At 38.6% G+C, this 23,948-nt stretch carries 21 protein-coding genes; 20 read left to right on the top strand and 1 reads right to left on the bottom strand.

Annotated features, from left to right (window positions below):
* The first annotated feature begins 9 nt into the window (after positions 1 to 9).
* The 13 genes from galU to P8596_RS22315 all read left to right on the top strand — a co-directional run bounded on the left by galU (position 10) and on the right by P8596_RS22315 (position 15,819).
* Entirely contained in the window at positions 10 to 906 is an 897-nt protein-coding gene (galU, locus tag P8596_RS22375) for a UTP--glucose-1-phosphate uridylyltransferase GalU (RefSeq protein WP_279725232.1), read from the top strand.
* A 272-nt stretch (positions 907 to 1,178) separates the two neighbouring features.
* The gene (locus P8596_RS22370; RefSeq protein ID WP_279725231.1) at positions 1,179 to 2,411 is read left to right on the top strand and encodes a DegT/DnrJ/EryC1/StrS family aminotransferase; all 1,233 of its coding nucleotides are present in this window, start codon (positions 1,179 to 1,181) and stop codon (positions 2,409 to 2,411) included.
* Between the two features lies 1 nt (position 2,412).
* Positions 2,413 to 3,528, top strand: coding sequence for an ATP-grasp domain-containing protein (locus tag P8596_RS22365; RefSeq protein ID WP_279725230.1), 1,116 nt, complete (start codon positions 2,413 to 2,415; stop codon positions 3,526 to 3,528).
* 46 nt (positions 3,529 to 3,574) lie between these two features.
* Positions 3,575 to 4,477, top strand: coding sequence for an NAD-dependent epimerase/dehydratase family protein (locus tag P8596_RS22360; protein ID WP_279725228.1), 903 nt, complete (start codon positions 3,575 to 3,577; stop codon positions 4,475 to 4,477).
* A complete protein-coding gene (locus tag P8596_RS22355) occupies positions 4,458 to 5,075 on the top strand; it encodes a sugar transferase (RefSeq protein ID WP_279727048.1) in 618 nt (205 codons plus the stop codon). The genes P8596_RS22360 and P8596_RS22355 overlap by 20 nt, the downstream gene beginning before the upstream one ends.
* Positions 5,075 to 6,349, top strand: coding sequence for a glycosyltransferase (locus tag P8596_RS22350; protein WP_279725226.1), 1,275 nt, complete (start codon positions 5,075 to 5,077; stop codon positions 6,347 to 6,349). Before P8596_RS22355 ends, P8596_RS22350 begins: the two co-directional genes overlap by 1 nt.
* 580 nt (positions 6,350 to 6,929) lie before the next feature.
* Positions 6,930 to 8,417 (top strand): O-antigen polysaccharide polymerase Wzy family protein, encoded by a 1,488-nt coding sequence (locus P8596_RS22345; protein WP_279725224.1) that lies wholly within the window; start codon positions 6,930 to 6,932, stop codon positions 8,415 to 8,417.
* 52 nt (positions 8,418 to 8,469) lie between these two features.
* Positions 8,470 to 9,426, top strand: coding sequence for a glycosyltransferase (locus tag P8596_RS22340; RefSeq protein ID WP_279725222.1), 957 nt, complete (start codon positions 8,470 to 8,472; stop codon positions 9,424 to 9,426).
* 54 nt (positions 9,427 to 9,480) lie between these two features.
* Complete coding sequence (locus tag P8596_RS22335) at positions 9,481 to 10,899, top strand: lipopolysaccharide biosynthesis protein (RefSeq protein ID WP_279725221.1); 1,419 nt, start codon at positions 9,481 to 9,483, stop codon at positions 10,897 to 10,899.
* A 321-nt stretch (positions 10,900 to 11,220) separates the two neighbouring features.
* Entirely contained in the window at positions 11,221 to 12,231 is a 1,011-nt protein-coding gene (galE, locus tag P8596_RS22330; protein WP_279725220.1) for a UDP-glucose 4-epimerase GalE, read from the top strand.
* A 1,202-nt stretch (positions 12,232 to 13,433) separates the two neighbouring features.
* Positions 13,434 to 13,949 carry a sigma-70 family RNA polymerase sigma factor gene (locus P8596_RS22325; protein ID WP_279725219.1) on the top strand — a complete coding sequence of 172 codons (516 nt, stop codon included), beginning with the start codon at positions 13,434 to 13,436 and terminating at the stop codon, positions 13,947 to 13,949.
* On the top strand, positions 13,942 to 15,093 hold the full coding sequence (locus P8596_RS22320) for a hypothetical protein (protein WP_279725218.1): 1,152 nt from the start codon (positions 13,942 to 13,944) through the stop codon (positions 15,091 to 15,093). Before P8596_RS22325 ends, P8596_RS22320 begins: the two co-directional genes overlap by 8 nt.
* Before the next feature lie 159 nt (positions 15,094 to 15,252).
* On the top strand, positions 15,253 to 15,819 hold the full coding sequence (locus P8596_RS22315; RefSeq protein WP_279725216.1) for a hypothetical protein: 567 nt from the start codon (positions 15,253 to 15,255) through the stop codon (positions 15,817 to 15,819).
* 492 nt (positions 15,820 to 16,311) lie between these two features.
* Here the strand turns inward: P8596_RS22315 and P8596_RS22310 are convergent, their stop codons facing one another.
* Complete coding sequence (locus P8596_RS22310) at positions 16,312 to 16,962, bottom strand: hypothetical protein (protein ID WP_279725215.1); 651 nt, start codon at positions 16,960 to 16,962, stop codon at positions 16,312 to 16,314.
* A gap of 366 nt (positions 16,963 to 17,328) precedes the next feature.
* Between P8596_RS22310 and manA the strand changes: the two genes are divergently transcribed.
* The 7 genes from manA (at position 17,329) to P8596_RS22275 (ending at position 23,943) form a co-directional block, all read left to right on the top strand.
* A complete protein-coding gene (gene manA / locus P8596_RS22305) occupies positions 17,329 to 18,276 on the top strand; it encodes a mannose-6-phosphate isomerase, class I (RefSeq protein WP_279725213.1) in 948 nt (315 codons plus the stop codon).
* 173 nt (positions 18,277 to 18,449) lie between these two features.
* Positions 18,450 to 19,181: an alpha/beta hydrolase gene (locus P8596_RS22300; RefSeq protein WP_279725210.1), complete on the top strand. Its 732-nt coding sequence runs from the start codon at positions 18,450 to 18,452 to the stop codon at positions 19,179 to 19,181.
* Positions 19,182 to 19,206: 25 nt separating this feature from the next.
* Positions 19,207 to 20,523 (top strand): ABC transporter substrate-binding protein, encoded by a 1,317-nt coding sequence (locus tag P8596_RS22295; protein WP_279725208.1) that lies wholly within the window; start codon positions 19,207 to 19,209, stop codon positions 20,521 to 20,523.
* Between the two features lie 64 nt (positions 20,524 to 20,587).
* Positions 20,588 to 21,334: an N-acetylmannosamine-6-phosphate 2-epimerase gene (locus P8596_RS22290; RefSeq protein WP_224521752.1), complete on the top strand. Its 747-nt coding sequence runs from the start codon at positions 20,588 to 20,590 to the stop codon at positions 21,332 to 21,334.
* Entirely contained in the window at positions 21,288 to 22,142 is an 855-nt protein-coding gene (locus tag P8596_RS22285) for a MurR/RpiR family transcriptional regulator (protein ID WP_279725207.1), read from the top strand. The genes P8596_RS22290 and P8596_RS22285 overlap by 47 nt, the downstream gene beginning before the upstream one ends.
* 20 nt (positions 22,143 to 22,162) lie before the next feature.
* Positions 22,163 to 23,071, top strand: coding sequence for an ROK family protein (locus tag P8596_RS22280; RefSeq protein WP_279725206.1), 909 nt, complete (start codon positions 22,163 to 22,165; stop codon positions 23,069 to 23,071).
* The gene (locus P8596_RS22275; RefSeq protein WP_224521755.1) at positions 23,068 to 23,943 is read left to right on the top strand and encodes a carbohydrate ABC transporter permease; all 876 of its coding nucleotides are present in this window, start codon (positions 23,068 to 23,070) and stop codon (positions 23,941 to 23,943) included. Before P8596_RS22280 ends, P8596_RS22275 begins: the two co-directional genes overlap by 4 nt.
* Positions 23,944 to 23,948 lie beyond the last annotated feature (5 nt).

The raw sequence follows: 23,948 nt of genomic DNA, 5'->3' as shown, positions 1-23,948 counted from the left end.
GTATAAAATATGCAAAAAGTGAGAAAAGCGATTATTCCTGCTGCGGGACTTGGTACAAGGTTCCTGCCAGCGACGAAAGCACAACCGAAAGAAATGCTTCCAATCGTAGACAAGCCTACTATTCAATATATCATCGAGGAAGCGGTCGCTTCTGGTATTGAGGATATCATCATCGTGACGGGTCGAGGGAAAAGGGCCATAGAGGATCATTTTGATAAGTCTTATGAGCTTGAGGAGACACTGGCGAAAAAGGGTAAGTATGAGCAGTTGGAAGAAGTGCAAGGGATTTCTAAGCTAGCTAATATTCATTATATCCGTCAAAAAGAACCGCTTGGATTGGGACATGCAATTTCGTGTGCGAGTCGGTTTATTGGGGATGAGCCGTTTGCGGTGTTATTGGGAGATGATATTGTTCACTCTCCGGAGAACCCTTGTTTGAAGCAGTTGATTGATGTGTATGAGCGGTATAATTCTTCTGTGATTGGGGTGCAGGAGGTTCCGGAGCAGGAAGTATCAAAGTATGGCGTCATTTCCATTAAACAGAGTGGGATAGATAATGGTGTTTTCCATATTAATGATTTGGTTGAGAAGCCAAAAGTGCAAGAAGCTCCTTCTAATTATGCGATTATGGGGCGTTATGTGTTACGCCCTGAGATCTTCGAAATTTTGGGAAGCCTTAAACCTGGTGCGGGCAATGAAATCCAGCTTACGGATGCGATTAAGAAGTTGAATGAGTTGCAGATGGTGGTGGGTTATGAGTTTGATGGGGATCGACATGATGTAGGAGATAAGTTCGGGTTCATTAAAGCTACATTGGATTTTGCCTTGGAAAGAGGAGATTTAAGAGATCAAGTCCTTGAGTATCTAAAGGATACGGTGAAAGAGAACAAGATTTCGGAGTCATGATTAAAATAGGAGGGTGCTGAAATGTTTGGATCAGCACCTGATTTTTATGAAATAATAATTTCGAAATCCCACTTATTTAAAACCTAGTTTGCTCCTTAAAGTGAGTATGTTGATGTTATTTATTGCCTGAGTGTTTAAGAGAAACGGAAAAAATTGCGTAGAATTGATTAGTAAATTAGTGGTTATTTGGAAAGTCTTCTAATCCAATTAGGCCCTAAGTTACTAAGTGCATTAATAGGTATATCAAACTTATATAAAGTGAGGAAGCTAACATGAATGAAACTAAAGTGAGAAATATTCCTTTCTCTCCACCGGATATTTCGGATGAAGAGATTAATGAAGTAATGAAAGCAATGAAATCTGGATGGGTTACAACTGGACCAAGAACAAAAGAGCTAGAAAAGAGAATAGCTACCTATGTTGGTGTTAATAAAGCTGTTTGTTTGAATTCGGCAACAGCCTCTATGGAGCTTACTCTCCGAATCCTAGGGATAGGACCTGGCGATGAAGTTATTACTTCAGCATACACCTATACTGCATCTGCCTCAGTTATTGAACATGTTGGAGCGAAAATAGTTCTAGTTGATACGGCACCAGGTTCTTTTGAAATGGATTATTCAAAATTAGCAGATGCAATAACCGAAAAAACTAAAGCCATTATTCCAGTGGATATTGCGGGGAAGATGTGCGACTACGATACCATTTTTGACATAGTAGAGAGTAAGAAAGAACTATTCAAGCCAAATAATGAACTACAGTGGTTATTTAACAGAGTTATTATCATGGCGGATGCTGCACATGCTTTTGGAGCAGATAGACAAGGAATGAGATGTGGGCAAGTTGCAGATTTTACTTGTTTTTCTTTTCATGCTGTAAAAAATTTCACTACGGCTGAAGGTGGAGCCGTGGTATGGCGCAATAATAATGGTTTGGATGATGAGTGGCTTTATAAGCAGTTTATGTTGTATAGCCTTCATGGTCAATCAAAAGATGCACTTGCTAAAACTCAAATGGGTGCATGGGAATATGATATTGTCTTTCCGGCCTATAAATGCAATATGACGGATATTATGGCCAGTATTGGTTTAGTGCAATTAGATAGATATGAAGGTTTATTAGAAAGACGTAGAGAGATTACTGAGATGTATGATAAAGCACTATTGCCATTAGGTATTCAAAGTTTGCAACATTATGGTACAGACTTTGCCTCTTCAGGACATCTATATTTAACAAGGGTGCCCGGAATTAAAGAAGAGCAGAGAAATGATATTATTCTTAACATGGCTGAGGCTGGAATTGCTTGTAATGTACATTATAAGCCATTGCCGATGCTTACAGCTTATAAGAATTTAGGATTTGGTATTGAGGATTATCCTAATGCCTATAACCAATATGTTAATGAAGTTACACTTCCACTTCATACTTTGTTAAGTGATGAGGATGTAGAGTATATTTGTATAAACTTAAAAAAGTCAGTAGAGAGTATTGGAGGGAATAATTATTAATATGAAAGAAAAGGTATTAATTTTGGGTGTTGCATCGGTTCAGATGGATGCTATTTTAGAACTTAAAAAAATGGGTTATGAAACATATGCATGTGCTATGGCTAAGGATGGCCCTGGTGCTGACATAGCAGACCACTTTGCGGAGATAAATATTTTAGATGTAGCTTCAGTAATAAAATATATAAAAGAAAATGAAATTCCATTGGTTTATTCGGTAGGTTCAGATTTAGCTATGCCGGTGGCTAACTATGTAAGCGAGAAGTTGGAAATGCCTCATTTTGTGTCAGAAGAAACTGCTCGTATTTGTAATAATAAAGATTTAATGCGTACAACTTTAGGCAACGAATTTAATGGAAATGTAGAATTTCAAGTGATTTCAAGTGAAGAAGATATTGTTAATTTGGATTACCCATTTATATTAAAACCTGCTGATTCACAAGGACAAAGAGGTGTTACATTAATTAACTCCTCTGTTGAATACTTAGAAAACTATAGATTAGCAAAAAAATATTCACGCTCGGGCTTAGTAATTTTAGAACAATATATTTCTGGTCCTGAAATATCTGTAAATGGTTACATGGTTAATGGGGAAGTAGCATTTTTGATTCCATCAGATCGAGAAACTTGGCCAGAATATACAGGTTTAATTCACAAACATGTGGTTCCTTCAGTAAATCTCACTTCGGAAATCACGAAGGCAATAAAGAAAATTATAGAGGCAGCCTGTAAGAAGTTAGGAATAATAGATGGTCCTGTCTATGCTCAAATGAAATTAGAACAAGATAATCCTTATATTATAGAAATAACACCTCGTCTAGATGGGTGTCATATGTGGAATCTCTTAACTTATTATACTGGAGTAAATTTATTAAAACTCACGTTTGAGCATTTATTATGTAATGATACTTCAGAGTTAGAAAAGCAATTAAAAGATTTTAAAGACGGATATGTTTTGGAGTTTATTTGTCAAGAGCCAAAAACAAACGCTGATTATACTGCATACCAAAATAAAATAAAGAATTCATTATCAAGCTTTAATTACTACAAGCAAGGTGAAAATATCCGATCAGTAAATGGTAAGTTTGATAAGATAGGTTATTTTATTTATAAGAAGTAAAACACTAAATTACAGGAACAATCTTGAAATGAAAGGGGGACAAAAAATGAAGGTTGCTATAACTGGTGGTACAGGATTTTTAGGCAACTATTTAGTAGATGCTATAAAAGAGCATAATCATACACCAATCGTTTTAACTAGAACAGCTCTAGATAATTTAACTAAAGATGAATACAGAAATACTAATTATACAAAGAATGACTTAAGGCAGAAGTTACATGATATTGATGCAGTTGTACATCTTGCGGCTAAAAGAGGTAGCCAAGGATTTATAGCTGAATTTCATGATAATGAAATTTTTACACAAAATTTGTATGAAGCATGCTTTGAAAATGCTATTACAAATATTGTATTTGCATCTACCATATCTGTATATTCAGATGAAGGAATGTTGCCATGGACAGAAAAACAATTTCCCTCACCCTATCTCATGTACGGTATTAGTAAATTGTCAAATGAATATATTGGAAATATATATTCAAAAAAAAGGAGCCTTAATATTAAAAACTTGAGGTTCGCTCATTTGTATGGATTTAATGAAAAAAATAATTATATGATTAATCGCTTTTTTAGACAGGCTTTTCATGAAGAACAGCTAATATTAAATACAAAAAGTGTAGCCAAGCGAGAATTTTTATATGCAAAAGATGCAGCAAAAGCTATTATGTGTGCACTAAAGCAAAACTCTGTTTCTGGAACTTTTAATATCGGCAGTGGTGAGGCATTTACTAACTTTGAGGTTGCAGAGAGAATAAATTCTGCATTCGGAAATGATAATAATTTGCTAGTAAAAAATCACGATGCGGAAGAAGGGGTCCAATCTTCATATATGGATAGTAGCGAGGCTAGAAGAGTCCTAAACTTCTCTCCAAGTTACACCTTTACTGAGGCGTTGGCTGAAATATATTCATTAATGCGGAGGTTAGATGATGTACCGTTATGGTATTAAAAGAATTTTAGATATAATTTTGTCTGTAATAGGACTTCCATTTTTATTGATTGTGATGCTACCTGTTGTTATTGCTATTAAATTAGAGGATAAGGGTCCCATTTTTTATAATGCACCAAGAGTCGGAAAAGATATGAAAGAATTTCATATGTATAAATTTCGTTCGATGAAGATAAATGCACCAGATATTCGGAATGAGGATGGTAGTACATTTAATTCTGATAATGATCCAAGAGTAACAAAGGTTGGAAAATTTTTAAGAAAGACAAGTATCGATGAAATTCCTCAATTATTAAATATATTAAAAGGTGATATGAGTTTTGTGGGGCCAAGACCAAGTCCTTTAGGAAATAAAGATTTATATCCCGAAGAGTACTTTAGAAAGTTTGATGTTCGTCCTGGTATTACGGGTTATAATCAGGCAGTCCTAAGAAATCAGTCTACTATGGAACAAAGGATTAAGAATGATTTATTTTATGTAAGGAACATTTCACTTCTTTTGGATTTTAAAATAATGTATTTGACTTTAGTTTCTGTAGTTAAAACTAAAAATATAAATCGTAATAACCTTAATAGCAATGAAAAGGTGGGTCTTTAGTGAATAATTGTTTAATACTATTGACCAACTATTATCCTTTCCATAAGGGTGAGGAATATTTAGAATCAGAAATTAGACACTTATCTAAAAAATTCAAAGATATATATATTGTTTCTACAATGGTTTCCGAAAATATGAAACAAACAAGAAAAGTTCCAAGAAATGTAACATTAATACCAATTGGTATTAGGCATTCCATATCTGGAAAGATTGGGATGTTTAGTCGGCAATATAGTGCAATCCGTAAAAATCCAGAAAAAAAACAGATGATTAAGGACAGTACAAACGGTAAGAAACTTGCTTCATTATATAGTTATTATTTTGAAAGTCGTGCAATGGATATCTATAATCGTTTACAAAGTAAGTTAAATGAATATGATTTTAAGCAGTACGGCTCTATAACAATATATAGTTATTGGCTATATATTACTGCAAGAGTAGCAGTAGAACTGAAGAAAAAATATTTTAAAGAATTAAATCCATATACTGTCTCTCGTGCCCATGGTTATGACATCAATGAACATGTAAATTTACTGAAATTTTTACCTGAAAGAGAGTTTCTATTAGGTGCTTTAGATAAGGTATTTCCGGTTTCGCAAAATGGTGTAAACTTTTTAAAGAGGAAATATTCTGATTATGAATCAAAGGTTGAAGTTAGACGATTAGGAACAAGAAAACTTAACGTTAAACAATTCAAAAACAATAATCAATTGCATATTGTTAGTTGTTCTACAGTTAGAAAATTAAAGCGAATCGATTTAATCATCGAATCGTTAATGATCCTTAGGGAAAAACAAATTGATTTTAAATGGACACATATTGGCGGTGGACCCGAATTTGAAAATATAAAAAAATTAGCCTCAAAGAAATTAGAGAGCCATCAATTTGAATTTACCGGATATGTGAAAAACAATGAGGTTTTGGATTGGTATCAAAATAATCAGGCTACTGTCTTTATTAATACCTCATCCTCCGAAGGTGTTCCAGTATCAATAATGGAGGCAATGTCAATGGGGTTACCGGTAATTGCTACTGATGTTGGTGGAACAAAAGAAATAGTGGTTCCCAATGTAACTGGTATTCTTTTGAAGAGTGATTGCACTATAGAAGATATTGCAAATGGTTTAATAACATTTAACTCTATGAAGCAAGAAAACTATAATCAGATGAGACAAGCTGCATACTCTCTTTGGGACAAAGATTGTAATGCTGATAAGCTTTATAGCAGTTTTGCAGCTGAACTTTCCTCGGTTGATGGGACTAGCGTTACCTAATCAGCAGAACAGGAAATGCAATGAAACGTGGTGTACAATATTTCTCAATGTGTTCACCAAAATTAATTACGCCATTGATGGGAGAATCAACGATAATATATCATTGGAATTTATGAATGAGGAACAATTTTGATCCTTATTATTTCATTGATAGGTATGTAAGTAGTAAGCAAAGCCTGTCTTCTACTTTTTAGGGAAATATTTAATCTCCCATGTTAACCTGTTTATCAACATTAGGTCACGTATTGTCTGAAATTGTCTTGCTAGCTGGACTCATGTTTGTAAAAATAACCTAATGTTCTAATTAAACAAAAAAGCCTTTAAATATAGAACTACGTTGGGTGCGAAAGTTTTATTTAAAAGTGTTTCGAGTGTTTGGTCTAAATTGTTAACGTTAAAGTAGGATCATTTTATTTCGATATGTAGTTATTTGTTGAACTTACCAATGAGGACATTAACAAAACCATATATGTCGATGTCATAATATTAGCATAAAGATTATTGCCTTTTGAGTTAATCAATTAAGAATCTTAAAATAAATGTTGCATTGTTATTTTTTTAATAGGTGTTGGAGGTCATAATGAAGAAAATTTTAAGAATGGTTAGTTTAATAGGTTCTGTTCCTTGGTTTATTATAGGAGTTACAAGTGAAAACGTTACGTTAATACTAATATCAATAATACTAATGCTTTCACACAATATTCTTTATTGCTTAGAAGATTTTTTTAGGCGGGTCATATTCTTTACTTTTAATATGTCTTTTTTCGTATTTCTAATAAGTAAGATGATCGTTGTTCATTTCTTTGGATATAAGGATGAAGGCTTAGGGATATTCGGATTAGCCTTTGATGATATAAGTACCGTAAAGACTATTCTTGTTTCTCAATATTTGAGTCTTATTGGGTTATTTATCGGGTATATGATAATTCAAAAAATTGATTTAAGCTTCTTGAAACAAAAAAAGGAATATGACGTAACATATATTAGACACTTTCGGTTCTTCAGTATTTTGTTTTTTTATTTTTGTGTAATATTCAGGTTTTACTATTTATGGGAAATGAAACAAAATGTGCAGTCGCAAGGCTACTATGAAGTATTTTCTACTTTTACATCATCGTTACCGAGTGTTCTTGTGATGTTTAGCCAAATGTTTGATGTTGCTTTCTTTGCTTATCTAGCCACTAATCCTACTAAAAAGAGGAGCATATTCCCTATTGGAATTTTTATGCTTGAAGGCTTATTAGGGGCAATGGCGGGGCATAGATCAAGTTTAATGCTAAATCTTGTGATTGTATTTATTTACTTTGCACTACGAAGTATTCAAGATAAGCCCAAAATGCAAAAAGTAATAAAAAGCTCTAAAAAGAAATGGTTAGGAGCTAAAGAATGGTTTTTTGTTTCCTTATCACTTCCTGCGGTTTTGGTTTATATGACGTTTATTGGGATGAATAGAGGTAATCGCTTTCAAGAAACGGGCGGATTCTTTGACTCTATTTTGAATTTTTTCTATACACAAGGGATAAGTGCGAACTTAATAGGATATGGGCAGATGTTTAAAGAATATCTCCCTATGAAGGGGTTTTATACTTTGGGACCTGTGGGTGAATTTATCGACAATAAAATTATTCGTCCAATCCAGGGATCACCTGAATTAACTGGTCAGACGTATGAACGGGCTACAGAGGGCTTTCTGTTTGCTCACACTATATCGTATTTTATAATGCCTGCTCTTTATCTGAAGGGGGTAGGATATGGGTCGTCTTTCATAGCTGAATTTTTTGTTGATTTATCCTTTCTAGGGGTGTTTTTAGGTAGTGTGATGTACGGAGCGATACTTTTTATTCTATTCTATGTTCTGAAGAATGGGAATATGTTGGTTGTTACATTTGCGCTGATAATGACACGAGCTATCATGTTTGCTCCTCGTGGTGCCGCGATGTCATTCATTGTTTCTGCATTTACTCCTTCAAAGATAATCGCAATTTCGATAATCTTTATCGGGACTTTTTTTATGAGGTCAATTTTGGGCAAAAATCGTAGGGGCTTAATGAATTATAATAACTTATGAACTTAACTTAATATTTAGTAACTAGGTAATAAATAGATTGAAGGGGAAGAAAATGTTAATTTCTATTATCATTCCAGTATACAATGCTGAAAAATTACTATCCAAATGCTTAGATAGTGTACAAAATCAGACTTATAAGGATTTAGAAATAATATTGGTGAATGATGGGTCAACTGATCAAAGTGGATTTATATGTGATGAGTACTCAAAAAAGGATAATAGATTTAAGGTCATTCACAAGGAAAATGGTGGGGTATCTTCAGCAAGAAATACAGCATTAAACATAGCTAAGGGACGATATGTTGGATTTATTGATTCGGACGATTGGGTTGAACCTCAAATGTTCGAAAATTTATATAAAATAATTAAGGAATATCATGCAGACATTTCAATATGTAATTATTTTAAAGATAGCGAAAATAAATCAGAAATAAATAGTTCTTTAGAAAGCGGTATAATTAGTTACAATCAGGAGCAAGCATTAAATACAATTTTAGATTCAAGTAGCTTTAAAGGTTATTTGTGGAATAAACTTTTTTCACTGGAAATAATAAAACAAAATCATATCACTTTTGATGAAAAAATTCATTTTTGTGAGGATTTATTATTTTGTTGTCAATATTTATTGAAGTCCAAACTCGTTGTATATGATACTAGTGCATATTATCATTATATCATTCACGGGAGTAATGTATCTCAATCTCAATTTAGTGAAAAAAAATTAACTTCATTGAAAGGGCTAGTTGAGATTATTGAACTTCTAAGGGAAGTTGAAGGTATAAAACTAAATAAATTTAAGAATTATTATATGCATATGAATATTAGCTTGCTTATGAATGGCATTAAGGAAAATAAATGCAATAAAGAAAGTCTTGATGAGTTAAAGAAAAATTTATCTCGATATCCTTTAAATACGTTAAACGAAAAATCAGTAAAGTTTTCATGTGTAATTGGCAGAATTAGTGTAAGATCATTGTTTTTCATCTGGAAAATTAGTAGAAAAGGGTAATTTTAAAAATGGAATTAAGTTTACAGCCGCAAGTAATATTAAAGAGGCAATTACATGAACATTAAAAGGTTTATTCAAAATTTTTCATATACATTAATTGCAAATTTATTATCAGTTGTTATTTCTACGGTGTTAATTTTAATCGTACCTAAATTTATAAGCGTAGAAAACTATGGTTATTGGCAACTATATATATTCTATTCTTCTTTTATCTCCTATATGTCATTAGGGCTAACAGATGGGGCGTATTTGCGTTATGGAGGATACGAATATAAGAATTTGCATAAGCCTGTCTTTGTATCTCAATATTGGTTTTTAGTTATATTTAATGTTGTAGTGAATTTCTCAATTGCTTTTGTTTATGGTATGAATTCAACAGATCCAAATAAATCAATAGTAGTTTTATTGACTTGCCTAACTGGAATACTGGTTGTTCCTCGATCACTATTGACATTTATGCTACAGTCTACCAATAGAATTAAGGAATACTCCATTATTACCATCTTGGAAAGAATAGTATATTTTGGTCTGGTAATATTATTTTTACTCTTCGGGATTAATAAATTTGAATATCTTATACTTGCGGATATTTTAGGAAAGGTTAGTTCCGTCATCTATGCATGTGTTGTAAGTAAGGATTTAGTTTTCGGGAAGTTTGAGTCGATTAAAAATTTGATAAGAGAGATAGGGATAAATATATCTGTAGGAAGTAAACTTCTGATTGCAAACTTTGCAAGTCTCCTTATTATTGGGATTGTCCGTTTTAGTATAGAAAATAATTGGAGTGTAGAGACCTTTGGAAAAGTATCATTAACATTAAGTATATCTAATATGTTGATGCTTTTTATTAATGCAGTTGGATTAATTCTTTTTCCAGCTTTACGTCGTACTGCTGAAGATAAGTTACCAGATATTTATAGATTGATGAGAACAATCATTATGGTCCCATTAATTGGGATTTTAATTTTTTATTATCCAGCGAAAGTACTCCTGTCATCTTGGTTGCCACAATATGCCGAAAGCTTTATCTATATGGCATTGTTATTTCCTATGTGTATATTTGAAAGTAAAACACTTATGTTAATTAACACTTATTTGAAAACTTTACGTAAAGAAAAAATGCTATTGATAATTAATTTAACCACTGTAGTATTAAGTTTTGGTTTAGCATATATAAATGTCTTTTTATTAAATGATTTGAACCTATCAGTTTTTTCAATAACATTATTATTGGCATTCCGCTCTATTATTGCAGAAATATACTTATCAAAAGTTCTACACATTAAAGTGAAAAGGGATATTGTTTTAGAAGTATCTATGACTTTAGTGTTTATCATTGTATCGTGGTATTTTGAAATTAGAATAGCATTGATTGTCTATTTTATCGCTTATATTTTATATTTAGTGCTAAAGAAAAGTGATATAACGTATTTTATTAAAAATGCTAGAAATATCCTTAACTCTCAAAAGTAAATATACCTCTAGTTATGATAATTTCATAAAATGAACTTAATAGGAATAGGGGAACGAGCTAGAATAATTAAAGAGGGTCTCTAAACCTTTTTAAATAACCCCGATGTACCAATCTTCACCAAAACAACTTAAGTTTTGGTGAAGTGACATCTCGAAAATTCTTGTTTCATAAGAGTTTATAATGAATAGTTTAATTTTAATGTGAGTGGTTTAATCGATAATGATCGACATTCTTATTAATGATTAAGATAGAAGATATTCTAATCATTAATAAATACGTTCAATAGACCAAATATTTTCACAAAGTAAGGAGTACCGGTTATGAATATATTAGTAACAGGTGGTGCTGGATATATAGGCACACACACATGTGTAGCTTTATTAGAGGCAGGAAATTCAGTGATTGTGGCTGATAATCTTTGTAACAGTACAGCTGAGAGTATCGAGAAAGTAAAGCAAATTACAAATAAAGAACTTACTTTTTATCAGATGGATGTTACGGATGCTGAGAAAGTTGAAGCCATTTTTTCTAAACATAAAATTGATGGAGTTATTCATTTTGCTGGTCTTAAAGCGGTGGGTGAATCAGTAGTGAAACCATTAACTTATTATTATAACAATATTATAAGTACTATGATTCTTACAAAGTACTGTCAGAAATATGGTGTAAATCGATTTGTCTTTAGTTCATCTGCAACAGTTTATGGTGATAACACTGTTCCGTTCATAGAAACAATGGACCTCTTACCAACTACGAATCCTTACGGTGAAACAAAAGCGATGAGTGAGAGGATACTCACTGATATAGCAAAGGCTAACCCAGAATTCTCAGTTGCTATTCTTCGATATTTTAATCCAGTCGGAGCCCATGAAAGTGGCTTAATTGGTGAAGCACCTAATGGAATACCAAATAACCTGATGCCATATGTATCTCAGGTTGCTAAGGGGAAATTTGAGAAATTGCGTGTTTTTGGGAACGACTATCCAACGATAGATGGAACTGGTGTAAGAGACTACATTCACGTGTTGGATCTAGCAGAAGGGCATGTTGCAGCGTTAGATCATCTCAAGAATGGTGTTCATGTTTATAATTTGGGAACTGGTCAAGGTACCAGTGTTTTAGAATTAGTGAAAGCCTTTGAAGAAGCAAATGGTATTGATATCCCTTATGAAATAGTAGAGCGGAGGCCTGGGGATATCGCTTCTTGTTATGCTGATGCTTCAAAAGCAAATAGAGAACTCGGTTGGACAGCTAGACGAGATATTATCGCTATGTGCCGAGATGCTTGGCGATTCGAAAAGAATTATAAGGATTTAGTAGAATCAAAATAGACGTTTATCACCCGTTGAGTCAAAAATAAGTGACTTGACGAGTTTATTCGAAGCTGAGGACTATTCTCCGTATAATGGAATTTAACTATGTTGTGTAATTCGACTATACAACAGAGGTATTGAAAAATAAGGGTCAGATTCACACCCAACTAAATTGCACAGCGTCAATGTGTTAAAGTGATGGGGGGGATTTTGTGTTTGGTGAAGAATGAATCATTACGGAGAGAAAAGAAAGCTTCGGATTTTGTATCCTGGTCCTTTGTTTTGTAATGACTGCGATTATTTTACCTACTTGCATATTCTTGAGGACGTCCGCTTTATGTATCCCTTCGAAGTACACTATTGTCTCATTAGCAAGCAGATTCACATACAGATTAAAACCAACGATTATCATATTCAATACATCAAGAAAACACTCCATGCCCGGTATGTTGTCTACCTGAATTGCCAGATGAAACGGTGAGGCATCAGTTTTAAGGGAGGTATTGGGTTGAGCTGAATAAATTAAATGACTACTTTTTGGAAGTCAGTCGCTATATCCAAATATGAAAACCCGCTGTGAAGACTACTTCTGGAGCAGTTATTCTTCTTATATAATATTACATCTTTAGATAACCCTCACGTTAATTCTTACAAAATATTTCCTTTTTCTTAAACCGGCACCTTTCTGACAAGAATACACACTTATGAATAGAAAGCCTCTTTTCTAATTAAGGATACAGCGGTTAATAATCGCATAAGTTTAACAGTAGGTATATAAAAAACCGAAGTTGTCTGATTTTGAGAGTCAAAATCACGCAAAATACTGCTAAATCTCAGTAAGATAAAGAGATCATTTGAGTGAAATGAAACTATATAGAAAAGGAATGTGACAGCAAGGAATTTTAATGGTGTTTGACTTGAGGACATGAGGACAGGGATGTCCTTCTTATTGAAAATAATAAAGAATTGATGGGTTTACAATAAAGCGGTGGATGATTTCGATTATGGAATCATCCACCGTTTCATTTTTGAAAGCATTTCACATTTTTCTTTTGTCCTTAATTAGGATAACAAACGTTTGTTATGAACCTCCACATTCCCAACTGGTGACTCGTCTATATTTGTTCAAGAAGATTCTTCATTTCTGAGTCCATCAGGGGAATCCAATCGTCTAATACATAGAAACCAAGACAAAGGTGTGTACGAAATGGAAGCAGTCAATGGAAGAATCAAATCCGGAAATCAGTGAGCTCATGGATCGGTATGGTAAGCAGCTGATGAATCTTGCTTATACATACTGCAAGGACTGGAGTATGTCGGAGGATATAGTACAGGAAGTATTTTTTAGTGCATTCAGGAACACCGATACATTCAAGGGGCGCTCTTCTTATAAAACATGGTTGTATGCCATCACGATCAACAAGTCGAAGGATCTTCTCCGCAAGCCATTTATGAAAGAGCCATTCTTTCAGCGCATGAAGAATAAGGTGACACCCACTCATCCGACTCCTGAACAACACGTTATCCAAATGGAAGGTCAACACGGGTTGGCGGTGGAAGTCATGGGCCTGCCAATCAAGTATAGGGAAGTGATCATCCTTTATTATTATGAAGATCTCTCTACAAAGGAAGTGGCGAGCTTATTGAAGATTCCACATTCTACGGCCAAAACGAGGATCCAAAGAGGGAGAATGGCATTGAGAAAGCAGCTGGAAAGAGGTGATTTCCTTGCGTGAAGATCAAGATAAACAAATGATCAAGGAGTCTCTGGATGATTTATATCAAAATAACCCATTCTCGAATGAAATTAAACAACGATGGCTAAAGGAGATTGAAAAAGAAAAGCGGCAACGAAGAACGATCAATTTAATACCAAGCTTACTCTCTATAGGGGTCGCTGTTGTATTTTTCATCGGATTTGGTTGGTTTCTTATGCAGCAAATGGGTGTAAAAGGTGATAACGCCAGTGACCATCCTTCAACTGAGGAAGGGGCCGGAACGAATCCTCCTCCAACTCCGGAAGAAGAAGAAAAGAAAGAATTACAAGAAAAGGTCCTGGAACTAAAGCGCCAGGAAGAAGTTGATATGGAAGAGTTCCTGACGTATTTTCATGAGAAAGTGAATAAGGACTATATCAGTTACCCATTGGATCAGCATGACGGCTATTACTATCAATCGAAAGAAGAAGTGTTGGAAGGGGTTCTCTCCGTTTTAGGGAAAGCCTATACGACAGACTCAAAGCTCAAAAGCGACCTCAATCATTTAAAAGGGCTGATTGAAGAATTCCTGTATGTATCGCGGAAATTCCCGCCTGAACTGGACCGTTCAGACCCTGCCAAAGTATATTACTACACAGTAGGTCTGATCAATGATCTCTATTCAGTGATAGTCGCTGGTGAAACGAGTGAACTGAATGGCTATTCTGAAATGGGAAATGGGGATCAAGTCGATGTGATTGAGGCGGTGGCCAATCGAAGCATGATGTATCCGGATCCCGAAGGACCCCTCGTAAACGGCCAAACTGCCGAGGGTGGATATCCTCCCATGGAAGCATTTCAAATTGAAAAGACCGAGTTCACAGACCTGGGTACGTATGTACTTGATACGTACGAAAGCTATCAGGACGGTTCTGAGTACAAAAAGAACACGGACAGAGACTCGGCTGTATCCACTTTGATCCGGGCAACGATCGCTTATATCAATTATTTCAAGAGTGATATAGAAGAGAAAGGAATGACCCGTGAATTCTTTGAATGGCAGGCTTACGCCTATGAATTTAATAGGGGAGAAGTCAGTGGGGAAGTAGATGCTTCCAAACAGGCTGAGCTCAAGAAGCGATTTGAGGAGAAGATGGGGGAGATTGTGACGGAGTTTAGATGAAGCGAGGAAGCAGGGGGACAGGTCCAGTGGTTCTTTTCTAAGGTGAAGAGGGCTTGGTCTCAATAATAATTGCTTTTCTAACTATCCCCACCAAAAAAACGACAGGCTCACCTTCTAAAATAGTTGGTAGATAAATTGGAAAGAAAGGAAGTCGTATCAATGGCAGTCAACATTAAGAAATGTCCGGCCTGCGGGAGTATCAATACGGTTCGTATCATATATGGAGAGCCAGCCAATACCTATTCATTGGGAAAAGGTGAAGAGTTTAAGCTGGGGGGATGCTGCACGTTAGTGGATGGACCGGAATTGTACTGTAAGCAATGTGAACACCAGTGGAATAAGGAGGAAGCGATTCAAACGGAATATAGCAAGATTAGTCGATTGAAGGCTTCAGTGGGTGGATTCTTCGGGAGTTCTTACACCATCGATATTCAGTTGGATGACCTACAGCTTTTATGGGAAGTGACAGGAGATGTGGAGGAGAGAAAAGAGAAATCGTTAAGAAGAAAAACGGCAGATAACCTAAAAGCAGAGCTTAGAATGCTGGACTTATTGAATTGGAAAGCCAAGTACGTCGAACCTGGTGTCCTCGATGGTACGCATTGGAGAGTTGAGATTCAGTTGGGCGATCGAAAGGTAGTGAAACAGGGAGATAACCGATTTCCGAAAGAGTGGACTGAGTTTTGCAGGGTGATGAGAAGGGTTTCGGGGAGGCGGTTTTCGTGAGCAGGGGGAATGACCTTTGAGACCAGCCCGATGGCCTCTGTCTCTGGCTCAAAAACAGACATAACTCTCTCATATTGAGTAGGGGATATTTAAACCAAAGGGAGCAAGTGGACGGCCCTTTCTGCTACGTTTTGAAGCATATCAATCCAGCGATCACTTCTGGAAGATATGCCTTTTTTCATAAGGTTAAGGGTTGACGTTAGAAAAAGCTGGATTCCTTTTTATAACTCGTCTCAAAGTATAAAAAAGTATTAGTAATCAATCACAGTATTTTTCAAACAGCTTATTTATTTCATCTATCCGCTCAATAACCTCATTGATATCGTTACTTAATCATTTCTGCATGGAATCAAATTCTTCTGCTTCCATTAAAAGATAGAAACCAAAGTACTTATATATCCGGGATTTCTGAACAAACTAAAAGCACAGAGAAAACTTGACCCTGTGCTTTAACATGTCTTGTCATATGTTATTTCTCAATAATAATTTTCATTACTCAGCATTAACTTCAAAAGTCTGCTCTTCTGCAAAATCGTTAGACATCGTTTCGCTGTCAAATGCAGCGCTAAGGATAAAACTTAATGTATCCATATCTGTGCCCTCTACTGGGACCGCAAACTCGTTAGCCTGCTCCGTTCCAGCCATCATCGTACTTCCTTCGTTGTCGTCAGTTACGATATCTCCCTCAATCATATCCACCTGCTGAGTACCAGCTACAAGTGTATGTACACCAGTAAATTCAATGGACTCTTCCGTTTTGTTTTTCTTATTTTCCTTACCGGTTACTGCATAAATCTCTTTAGGAAATTCATCAGCAGACTCAAGGACAAGAGCCCACATTAGTACCATTTCCGCATCTTCGGTAAAATTTAAGAGCTTAATTATTCTTACATCTGTCAAGGAATAATCTACGCTCTTATTCCCTTCAAGTATAAAGTCACCAAACTCCTTGACTACCTCAACGTCACCGTAATCAGAAATGATACCGTAATCTTCCTTAGCTTCAGCTTTTGCAGCTTCATTTACTTTAGTATCGGCATTTTTTTGATTATCTGTACTGCCGGAGACTTCTTCGCTACTTCCGCAAGCGGCAATGATCAGCATTAATGCACCTACGGAAAATAACATTGATAGTTTTTTCATAGTAGTATTTCCCCTTATCCATAAATTATATCACAATACCATATTGCTATGTGTCTGACCTATTACCTAAGTAATGGTGTGGCCATACAGAAACTTTTGCCTAAATGTAGACAGATTGAAATTAGAGAAACATCGATTTAATCTGGATAACTCCGTATACACAAGTAAGAGCTTAGAGACTCAAATAATGTAGGACTGGATGATGGAAACTGAAGAAACGTCTTCTTGCTCGCCCTCACTGCTTACAAAAAAATAAAAATAATTAAAGGGTTTTCATTCATACATCTGGAACATGAATCATAGTAACCATGTGTCCCTTCTTTTCACCTAGAGGGGAGGGGCGAATCCACTAACGAGGAGGCTGCTATGAATCAACCACTATTTCTAAGACCCGTATTCCACGAGCGGATATGGGGCGGAACAACGCTTAAATCCAAGTTTGATTACGAAATTTCTTCAGAACTCACCGGGGAGTGCTGGGCGATATCCGGGCATCCGAATGGGCAGAGCACCGTGAAGAACGGTGAACATGCCGGCAAGACGGTCGGGGACCTGTGGAAGGAGAAGCGGGAATGGTTTGGAGATCATCCTTCGCCTGTGTTTCCCCTGCTCACCAAGATCCTGGATGCGAATGATGATCTTTCGGTTCAGGTTCACCCCGGTGATGACTATGCGAAAAAACATGAAAACGGGGAACTCGGGAAGACCGAGTGCTGGTATATCATCGATTGCGATGAGGGTGCCGAGCTGATTTTTGGGCATTGTGCAGGGACGAAGGAAGAGTTTGTGAGAATGATTGAAGCTGGGCAGTGGGATGATCTTCTTCGCCGAGTGCCAATCAAGCCCGGGGATTTCTTCTATGTCCCGAGTGGAACCATTCACGCTCTATGTAAAGGGACGCTCGTTCTTGAGACCCAGCAGAACTCGGATACGACGTATCGTCTCTATGATTATGACCGAAAGAGTCAGGAAGGGAAGATGCGTGAGCTGCATCTCCGTCAATCCATTGATGTCACATCGATCCCCCATGAAACCCCTAAAGTAAAACCAACGGTGGAGCAGCGAGACGGGGCAGAGATCACCACGTATGTACAGGCAGATTATTTTACGGTATATAAATGGAGCATTCATGGCCGGTCCTCATTCCAACAGGATCAACCCTTTCAGCTTGCCAGTGTAATAGAAGGTCGGGGAACCCTCCATGTCGATGGAGAAGAGCTGCCCTTGAACAAAGGAGATCATTTTATTTTACCGTCAGGAATGGAACGTTTCGAATTGGGAGGCAACATGGAGATCATCGTGTCCCACGTATAAAACGGGTACAGGGCCCCCATGGATGAGCGCTCAGGGGACAAGTACGGCTTAAAGTGGAGCATTATTCCACCAAAAAAATAAAAAATGGAGAACATATTCACAAAAGCGTTTTCATATGCTAGGATAGAAACAAGCTAGGAAATCTAAACCATGGAAGGGGGAAAATGGTTTCATTGATTTCAAACTTAGAAGAACACCAGATCAGTAGTCAAATCCTGGGCAAGAAACAACTCTATTATTCATTGGAAGTTCGCGAGGGTCAGAGTCAAGCAGTAGATGTCTTGTATGTGCAGGATGGGATGGATTATGTCAGGCTGGGGAAGCTTCAAGACGCGTGGCATGACATCCTCAGGGAAGAAGGCAGACGGGATGTTCATTTCCTTCTTATACTCGTCCCGCCATCCACTTCAGAAGAACGCTATCATTATTATCATCCACGGGGAACTCAACATCACAGCTATATTCACTTCTTTCATCAAGAGCTTGTTCCGTTCATAGAGAAGCAGATTAGAGAAACAGGGAAAGACATTCGCAAGAAAGGTTTGTTGGGAGATTCCCTCGGAGCCGCCGTTTGTCTTGCGCTTGCCAGTGAAGAGCCGAAAGAATGGACGCATCTGCTCCTTCAATCCGGTGCATTCACCGATTTTCACGTCAATAAAATTCGGAATATTGAAACAAAATTGCCTTGGAATGTGTATCAGGCAGTCGGGAGTCTTGAGGAATCGGTCACTTATCCACTGACAGGCGAGACCTTCCCGATTCTATCCGCTAATCGCACTCTCTATGAGGAGCTTCAACCCATCGCAGACAATCATACATATTACGAAGAGGATGAAGACCATCTATGGGATTTCTGGAGAAGGGATCTTCCAAGGGCACTGCACTATTTTCTTACAAAGGGGTAACAGCCACAACCAAAAGGGGAAAGGGATGAACACAATGTTTAAAAATGGACAGTTTCTATTAACGCTTATGTTGATGTTTGCTATGCTATTTACAGCTGCCTGTAACAGCAGCAAATCAAGCTCCTCGGGGGAACAAAAAGAAGGAACGAAAGAGGATCCGGTCGAGATTGAATTCTGGACGATGCAATTATCTCCTACTTTTGATGATTACTTGAACGGGGTCATTGCTGACTTTGAAAAGGAAAATCCAAACGTGAAAGTGAAATGGGTGGATATTCCTTGGGGAGATATGGAGACGAAGATCCTGTCAGCCGTCGCTTCCAAAACGGCTCCAGACGTGGCGAACCTGAATCCACAATTCGCAGCGAAACTTGCTGAGCTTGATGCACTTGTCGATATGGATGAAATGGTTCCGGAAGATGTGAAGAGTAAGTATTTTGAAAACATCTGGGCGTCTAACACGTTCGACGGAAAGACGTTCGGTATTCCTTGGTATCTGTCTTCTCAGGTGACGATGTATAACTCGGATATCTTCAAGGAAGCGGGACTTGATCCAGAGAAAGCACCGGCTACGTTCGAAGAATTAACAGATGTGGCGAAAACAATCAAAGACAAAACAGGTAAATACGCGTTCTTCCCGGCTCTTGATGGAAGTCATCTTCTCGAGACGATGGTCATGATGGGCGTGGATTTAACGAATGAAGATATGACGAAAGCAACGTTCAACACGCCGGAAGGGAAAGAAGCATTCAATTTCTTCGTAGATCTTTACAAGAATGATCTGATTCCACGTGAAGTGTTAACAGAAGGGCATTCTAAAGCGGTCGATTTGTATCAAGCGGGTGAAATCGCGATCCTGCCTTCAGGTCCGCAATTCTTAACGATTGTGGAAGAAAATGCTCCTGATATTTTAAAAGCGACAAAAACGGCTCCAATCATCACAGGGGACACAAACAAGAAAAACGTAGCGGCCATGAACGTCGTGGTGCCGAAGCAATCTGAGCACCAGAAGGCAGCGGTAGACTTCTCGATCTTCTTGACGAATGCCGAGAACCAGGTTGAATTTGATAAACAGACAGCGATCCTTCCATCGATTGAAACGGCTCTTGATGATCCGTACTTCAGTGAAGAGCCGAAAGATGCGACTCCGATTGATAAGGCCCGTATCGTATCGGCTGGTCAATTGAAGGACAGTGAGGTACTGATCCCGCCAATGAAAAACTTTGAAGAGTTGCGTACAGCGATGAACGAAGCCCTTCATGCAGCGATGCTTGGGGATATGACAGTGGACGAAGCATTGGATCAGGCTGAAATGAAATGGAACGAAACGCTATCTAAATAAGGGAATGACGGAAAGGGAGTATATCTCCCTTTCTGCATTTCAATGAAAGTACGGTGAAGACAGGATGATCAGCAAGGAAATTATTTTTGAACAATTAAAGGGAAAGCTTGTGGTGTCATGCCAGGCCCTTGAGCATGAACCGTTGCACGGGGCGGATGTAATGGGGAAAATGGCGAAGGCAGCTTACGTCGGCGGTGCGTCGGGGATCCGGGCAAACAGTGCGGTTGATATTATGGCCATTAAAGAGTACGTGGATTTACCGATTATTGGATTGGTGAAGAGGGATTACCCAGGAAGTGATGTCTACATAACGGCTACCACGAAGGAAGCTGATGAACTGATCGGAGCAGGGGTGGACATGATTGCCATCGACGCGACAACGCGAACACGTCCAAACGGTGAGTCACTGGAAAGCTTGATCGCTTATCTGAAGTCAAAAGGACAAACGATCATGGCGGATGTCTCCACCTATGAAGAAGCCGTTCACGCAGTGGAGCTTGGGGTCGACTGTGTCAGCACGACCATGTCGGGATACACGCCGTATTCACCTCAGCAATGTGAACCTGATTTTACATTATTGAAAAGATTGGTTGAGACCATCAAGATTCCGGTGTTTGCAGAAGGACGAATCTCCACTCCGGAAGAAGTGTGTCAGGCATTGGATATGGGAGCTCACACCGTCGTAGTCGGTTCAGCCATCACTAGGCCGCAGGAAATCACGAAAAAGTTTGTACAATCCATCCAGAATAAAGGAGGTAATCAAGATGCAGGCACAAACGGCATCAAAGAGCAAATTAGGCGGGTTAATTAACAGCTATTATCCGTCCCTGACCAAATCGGAGCAAAAAGTGGCGACGGTTGTGTTGGAACAAATGGAGAAAGCCCTCTACTACTCGGTGACAGATCTTGCCGATGTAGCAGAAGTAGGGGAAACGACGGTGCTCCGTTTCTGCCGTAAGATTGGCATGAAAGGATATCAGGAGTTCAAGCTTGCCATGGCGAAGGATTTATCCTCCATGTCCCAAGAAGAAGAAGCGGATCCGAGCAAGCCCGCCGGCTTCATTCAATCGATTGCTTCTTATACGAAGAACGCGGTGGATGAAACCGTCAATAAGCTGGATGAAGAAACATTGGAGGAAGCGATCAGACTTCTTTCGGGGGCAAAATCGATCCATTTCTTTGGAGTCGGGACGTCAGGTTTAACAGCGTTGGATGCGAAGAATCGTTTCCTTCGGATCGGATACCGGTCGGATGCGGTCATCGATCCCCATATCCAGTCCATGACGGCTGCCACTGTGAAAGAAGGGGATGTGGTCGTTGGATTAAGCATCTCGGGAAGCACGAAGGACACGATTGATTCCCTGACACTGGCCAAAGAAAACGGAGCAAGCGTCATTGCCATTACGTACTATGCCCGTTCACCGATTACGAAGCTTGCCGATGCGGTTCTGTTAAGCGGCGGGAAGGAATCTCCGCTTGAAGGTGGATCCATGATCGCGAAGATTTCACAGCTTTTCGTCATCGATCTGTTATGCACCGGACTTGCCCTTCACAATAAAGAGTTCTCCCTTGGTATGAAGGAGAAAACCGCAAGAGCCGTTGTAGACAAAATCTATTAAACTGGTAAGCAGGTGAAACGATGAAGGTCATTGGAATCGATGTCGGGGGTACCGGGGTCAAAGGGGCGATTGTCCAGCTTGATGGCACGATCCTCCACGGCGAAAAGGTACCCACCGATATCTCGAACGGGAGAGAGGGGATCCTCGGCTCCATCTTTGAAGTGATTGATCTATTAATGAAGAAAGACGGCACGATTTCAGGAATTGGGATTGGCACGGCAGGTCGTGTGGATCCGGAGAAAGGGACCGTCGTTTATGCGACAGACAACTTGCCTTCGTGGCAGGGAACTCAAGTTAAAGAAGAAATCGAAACGCGCTACGGACTGCCTTGTGCCGTCGATAATGATGCAAATGTTGCTCTCCTTGGGGAGCTTTGGAAGTGGGAAGGAAACCCCGAATCGGCGGTCATGTTGACCCTTGGGACCGGAGTCGGGGGAGCGAACGCCATACAAGGTGAGGTCTTACACGGCCATCACCTTCAAAGTGGGGAATGGGGACATGTCGTGCTCGTTCCAAATGGAAAGCCATGCAATTGCGGGAAGAAAGGCTGCCTGGAGCAGTATCTGTCGGGTACAGCGCTTGTGCAGGACGTTTTCACCGAAACGAACCGAATGTTCCCCCATGGCTCAGAAATCTTTAAGGAATATTCAAATGGAAATCAACAGGTCAAGCAGGTGGTTGACCGTTATCTGGATTATTTGGCCATCGCCGCGTACAACATCTCTGTGAGCGTCGATCCGGAAGTCCTCTTCATCGGGGGAGGGGTCATTGACTCCAAGGACCATTGGTGGGCCGACTTCCAGGTTAAATTGAAGGAATATTTTGTTAATACAAGCATTTACCCTGCCGTACTGGGAAATCAGGCGGGAATGCTTGGAGCTGCCAAGCTCGTATTTCAAGCGATGGAGAAAAGAGGGGAGTCCGTTTGAGAAATCATCCGTTAACACCATTTCTGTTTTTGATACCAGGTGTCATCATCCTGGGTGCGTTCATCTTTTATCCCATGCTCAATGCCATCTGGCTGAGCTTCACGAATTACAATATCGTCACCGATGCTGAATTCATCGGACTTGAAAACTACAAAGGGCTGTTCGCTGATGCCCTGTTCTGGAAAGTGCTCGGACAGACGTTGTTATACCTGGTCATCGTCGTGCCGGCACTCGTGATCCTGCCGATTTTCCTGGCGATCCTTGTGAACCAGCAGGTAAAGGGGATCGGGTTCTTCCGTTCCGCCTATTATGTACCGGTCGTCACCTCCATGGTCGTGGTGGGGATTGCGTGGAAATGGGTGTACGCCGATAAAGGAATCCTGAATTACATATTGGAATCACTTGGGTTGATCAACGAACCTGTGAACTGGCTGACCTCGACGTCGACTTCGATTTTTGCCGTCATGGTCGTCACCATCTGGAAGGGACTCGGCTATTATATGGTCATTTACCTGGCGGGACTGCAGTCGATTTCAGATGATCTTTATGAAGCAGCGGACATTGACGGGGCAAGCAAATGGAAACAGATTTGGCATATTACCATTCCTTTATTAATGCCTTCCATTATGATCGTCACCATTATGTCATCGATTTCCGCCATGAAGGTATTCGAAGAAATCTACGTCATGACCGGCGGCGGACCGCTGAACAGTTCGAAAACACTCGTTTTCTACATTTATGAAGAAGCCTTCGATAAGCTGCAGATGGGCTATGCCAGTGCGGCGGGCGTCGTGTTATTCATCATCACATTGATCTTCTCTGTCATTAATATCAAGTTCATGAGCAAAAAAGAATCTGCGATAAAGGGGTGATTCTC

Source organism: Rossellomorea sp. DA94 (genome assembly GCF_029834455.1).
GTDB classification, from domain to species: Bacteria; Bacillota; Bacilli; order Bacillales; family Bacillaceae_B; genus Rossellomorea; species Rossellomorea vietnamensis.
The sequence above is the reverse complement of the archived record's forward strand: the minus strand, read 5'-3'. Positions and strand labels throughout refer to the sequence as shown.

Bases quoted from the DNA above. Each gene is read 5' to 3' on its own strand.
- galU (WP_279725232.1), top strand. From the start codon at position 10: ATGCAAAAAGTGAGAAAAGCGATTATTCCTGCTGCGGGACTTGGTACA.
- P8596_RS22370 (WP_279725231.1), top strand. From the start codon at position 1,179: ATGAATGAAACTAAAGTGAGAAATATTCCTTTCTCTCCACCGGATATT.
- P8596_RS22365 (WP_279725230.1), top strand. From the start codon at position 2,413: ATGAAAGAAAAGGTATTAATTTTGGGTGTTGCATCGGTTCAGATGGAT.
- P8596_RS22360 (WP_279725228.1), top strand. From the start codon at position 3,575: ATGAAGGTTGCTATAACTGGTGGTACAGGATTTTTAGGCAACTATTTA.
- P8596_RS22355 (WP_279727048.1), top strand. From the start codon at position 4,458: ATGTACCGTTATGGTATTAAAAGAATTTTAGATATAATTTTGTCTGTA.
- P8596_RS22345 (WP_279725224.1), top strand. From the start codon at position 6,930: ATGAAGAAAATTTTAAGAATGGTTAGTTTAATAGGTTCTGTTCCTTGG.
- P8596_RS22340 (WP_279725222.1), top strand. From the start codon at position 8,470: ATGTTAATTTCTATTATCATTCCAGTATACAATGCTGAAAAATTACTA.
- P8596_RS22335 (WP_279725221.1), top strand. From the start codon at position 9,481: ATGAACATTAAAAGGTTTATTCAAAATTTTTCATATACATTAATTGCA.
- galE (WP_279725220.1), top strand. From the start codon at position 11,221: ATGAATATATTAGTAACAGGTGGTGCTGGATATATAGGCACACACACA.
- P8596_RS22325 (WP_279725219.1), top strand. From the start codon at position 13,434: ATGGAAGAATCAAATCCGGAAATCAGTGAGCTCATGGATCGGTATGGT.
- P8596_RS22315 (WP_279725216.1), top strand. From the start codon at position 15,253: ATGGCAGTCAACATTAAGAAATGTCCGGCCTGCGGGAGTATCAATACG.
- P8596_RS22310 (WP_279725215.1), bottom strand. From the start codon at position 16,962: ATGAAAAAACTATCAATGTTATTTTCCGTAGGTGCATTAATGCTGATC.
- manA (WP_279725213.1), top strand. From the start codon at position 17,329: ATGAATCAACCACTATTTCTAAGACCCGTATTCCACGAGCGGATATGG.
- P8596_RS22295 (WP_279725208.1), top strand. From the start codon at position 19,207: ATGAACACAATGTTTAAAAATGGACAGTTTCTATTAACGCTTATGTTG.
- P8596_RS22290 (WP_224521752.1), top strand. From the start codon at position 20,588: ATGATCAGCAAGGAAATTATTTTTGAACAATTAAAGGGAAAGCTTGTG.
- P8596_RS22285 (WP_279725207.1), top strand. From the start codon at position 21,288: ATGCAGGCACAAACGGCATCAAAGAGCAAATTAGGCGGGTTAATTAAC.
- P8596_RS22280 (WP_279725206.1), top strand. From the start codon at position 22,163: ATGAAGGTCATTGGAATCGATGTCGGGGGTACCGGGGTCAAAGGGGCG.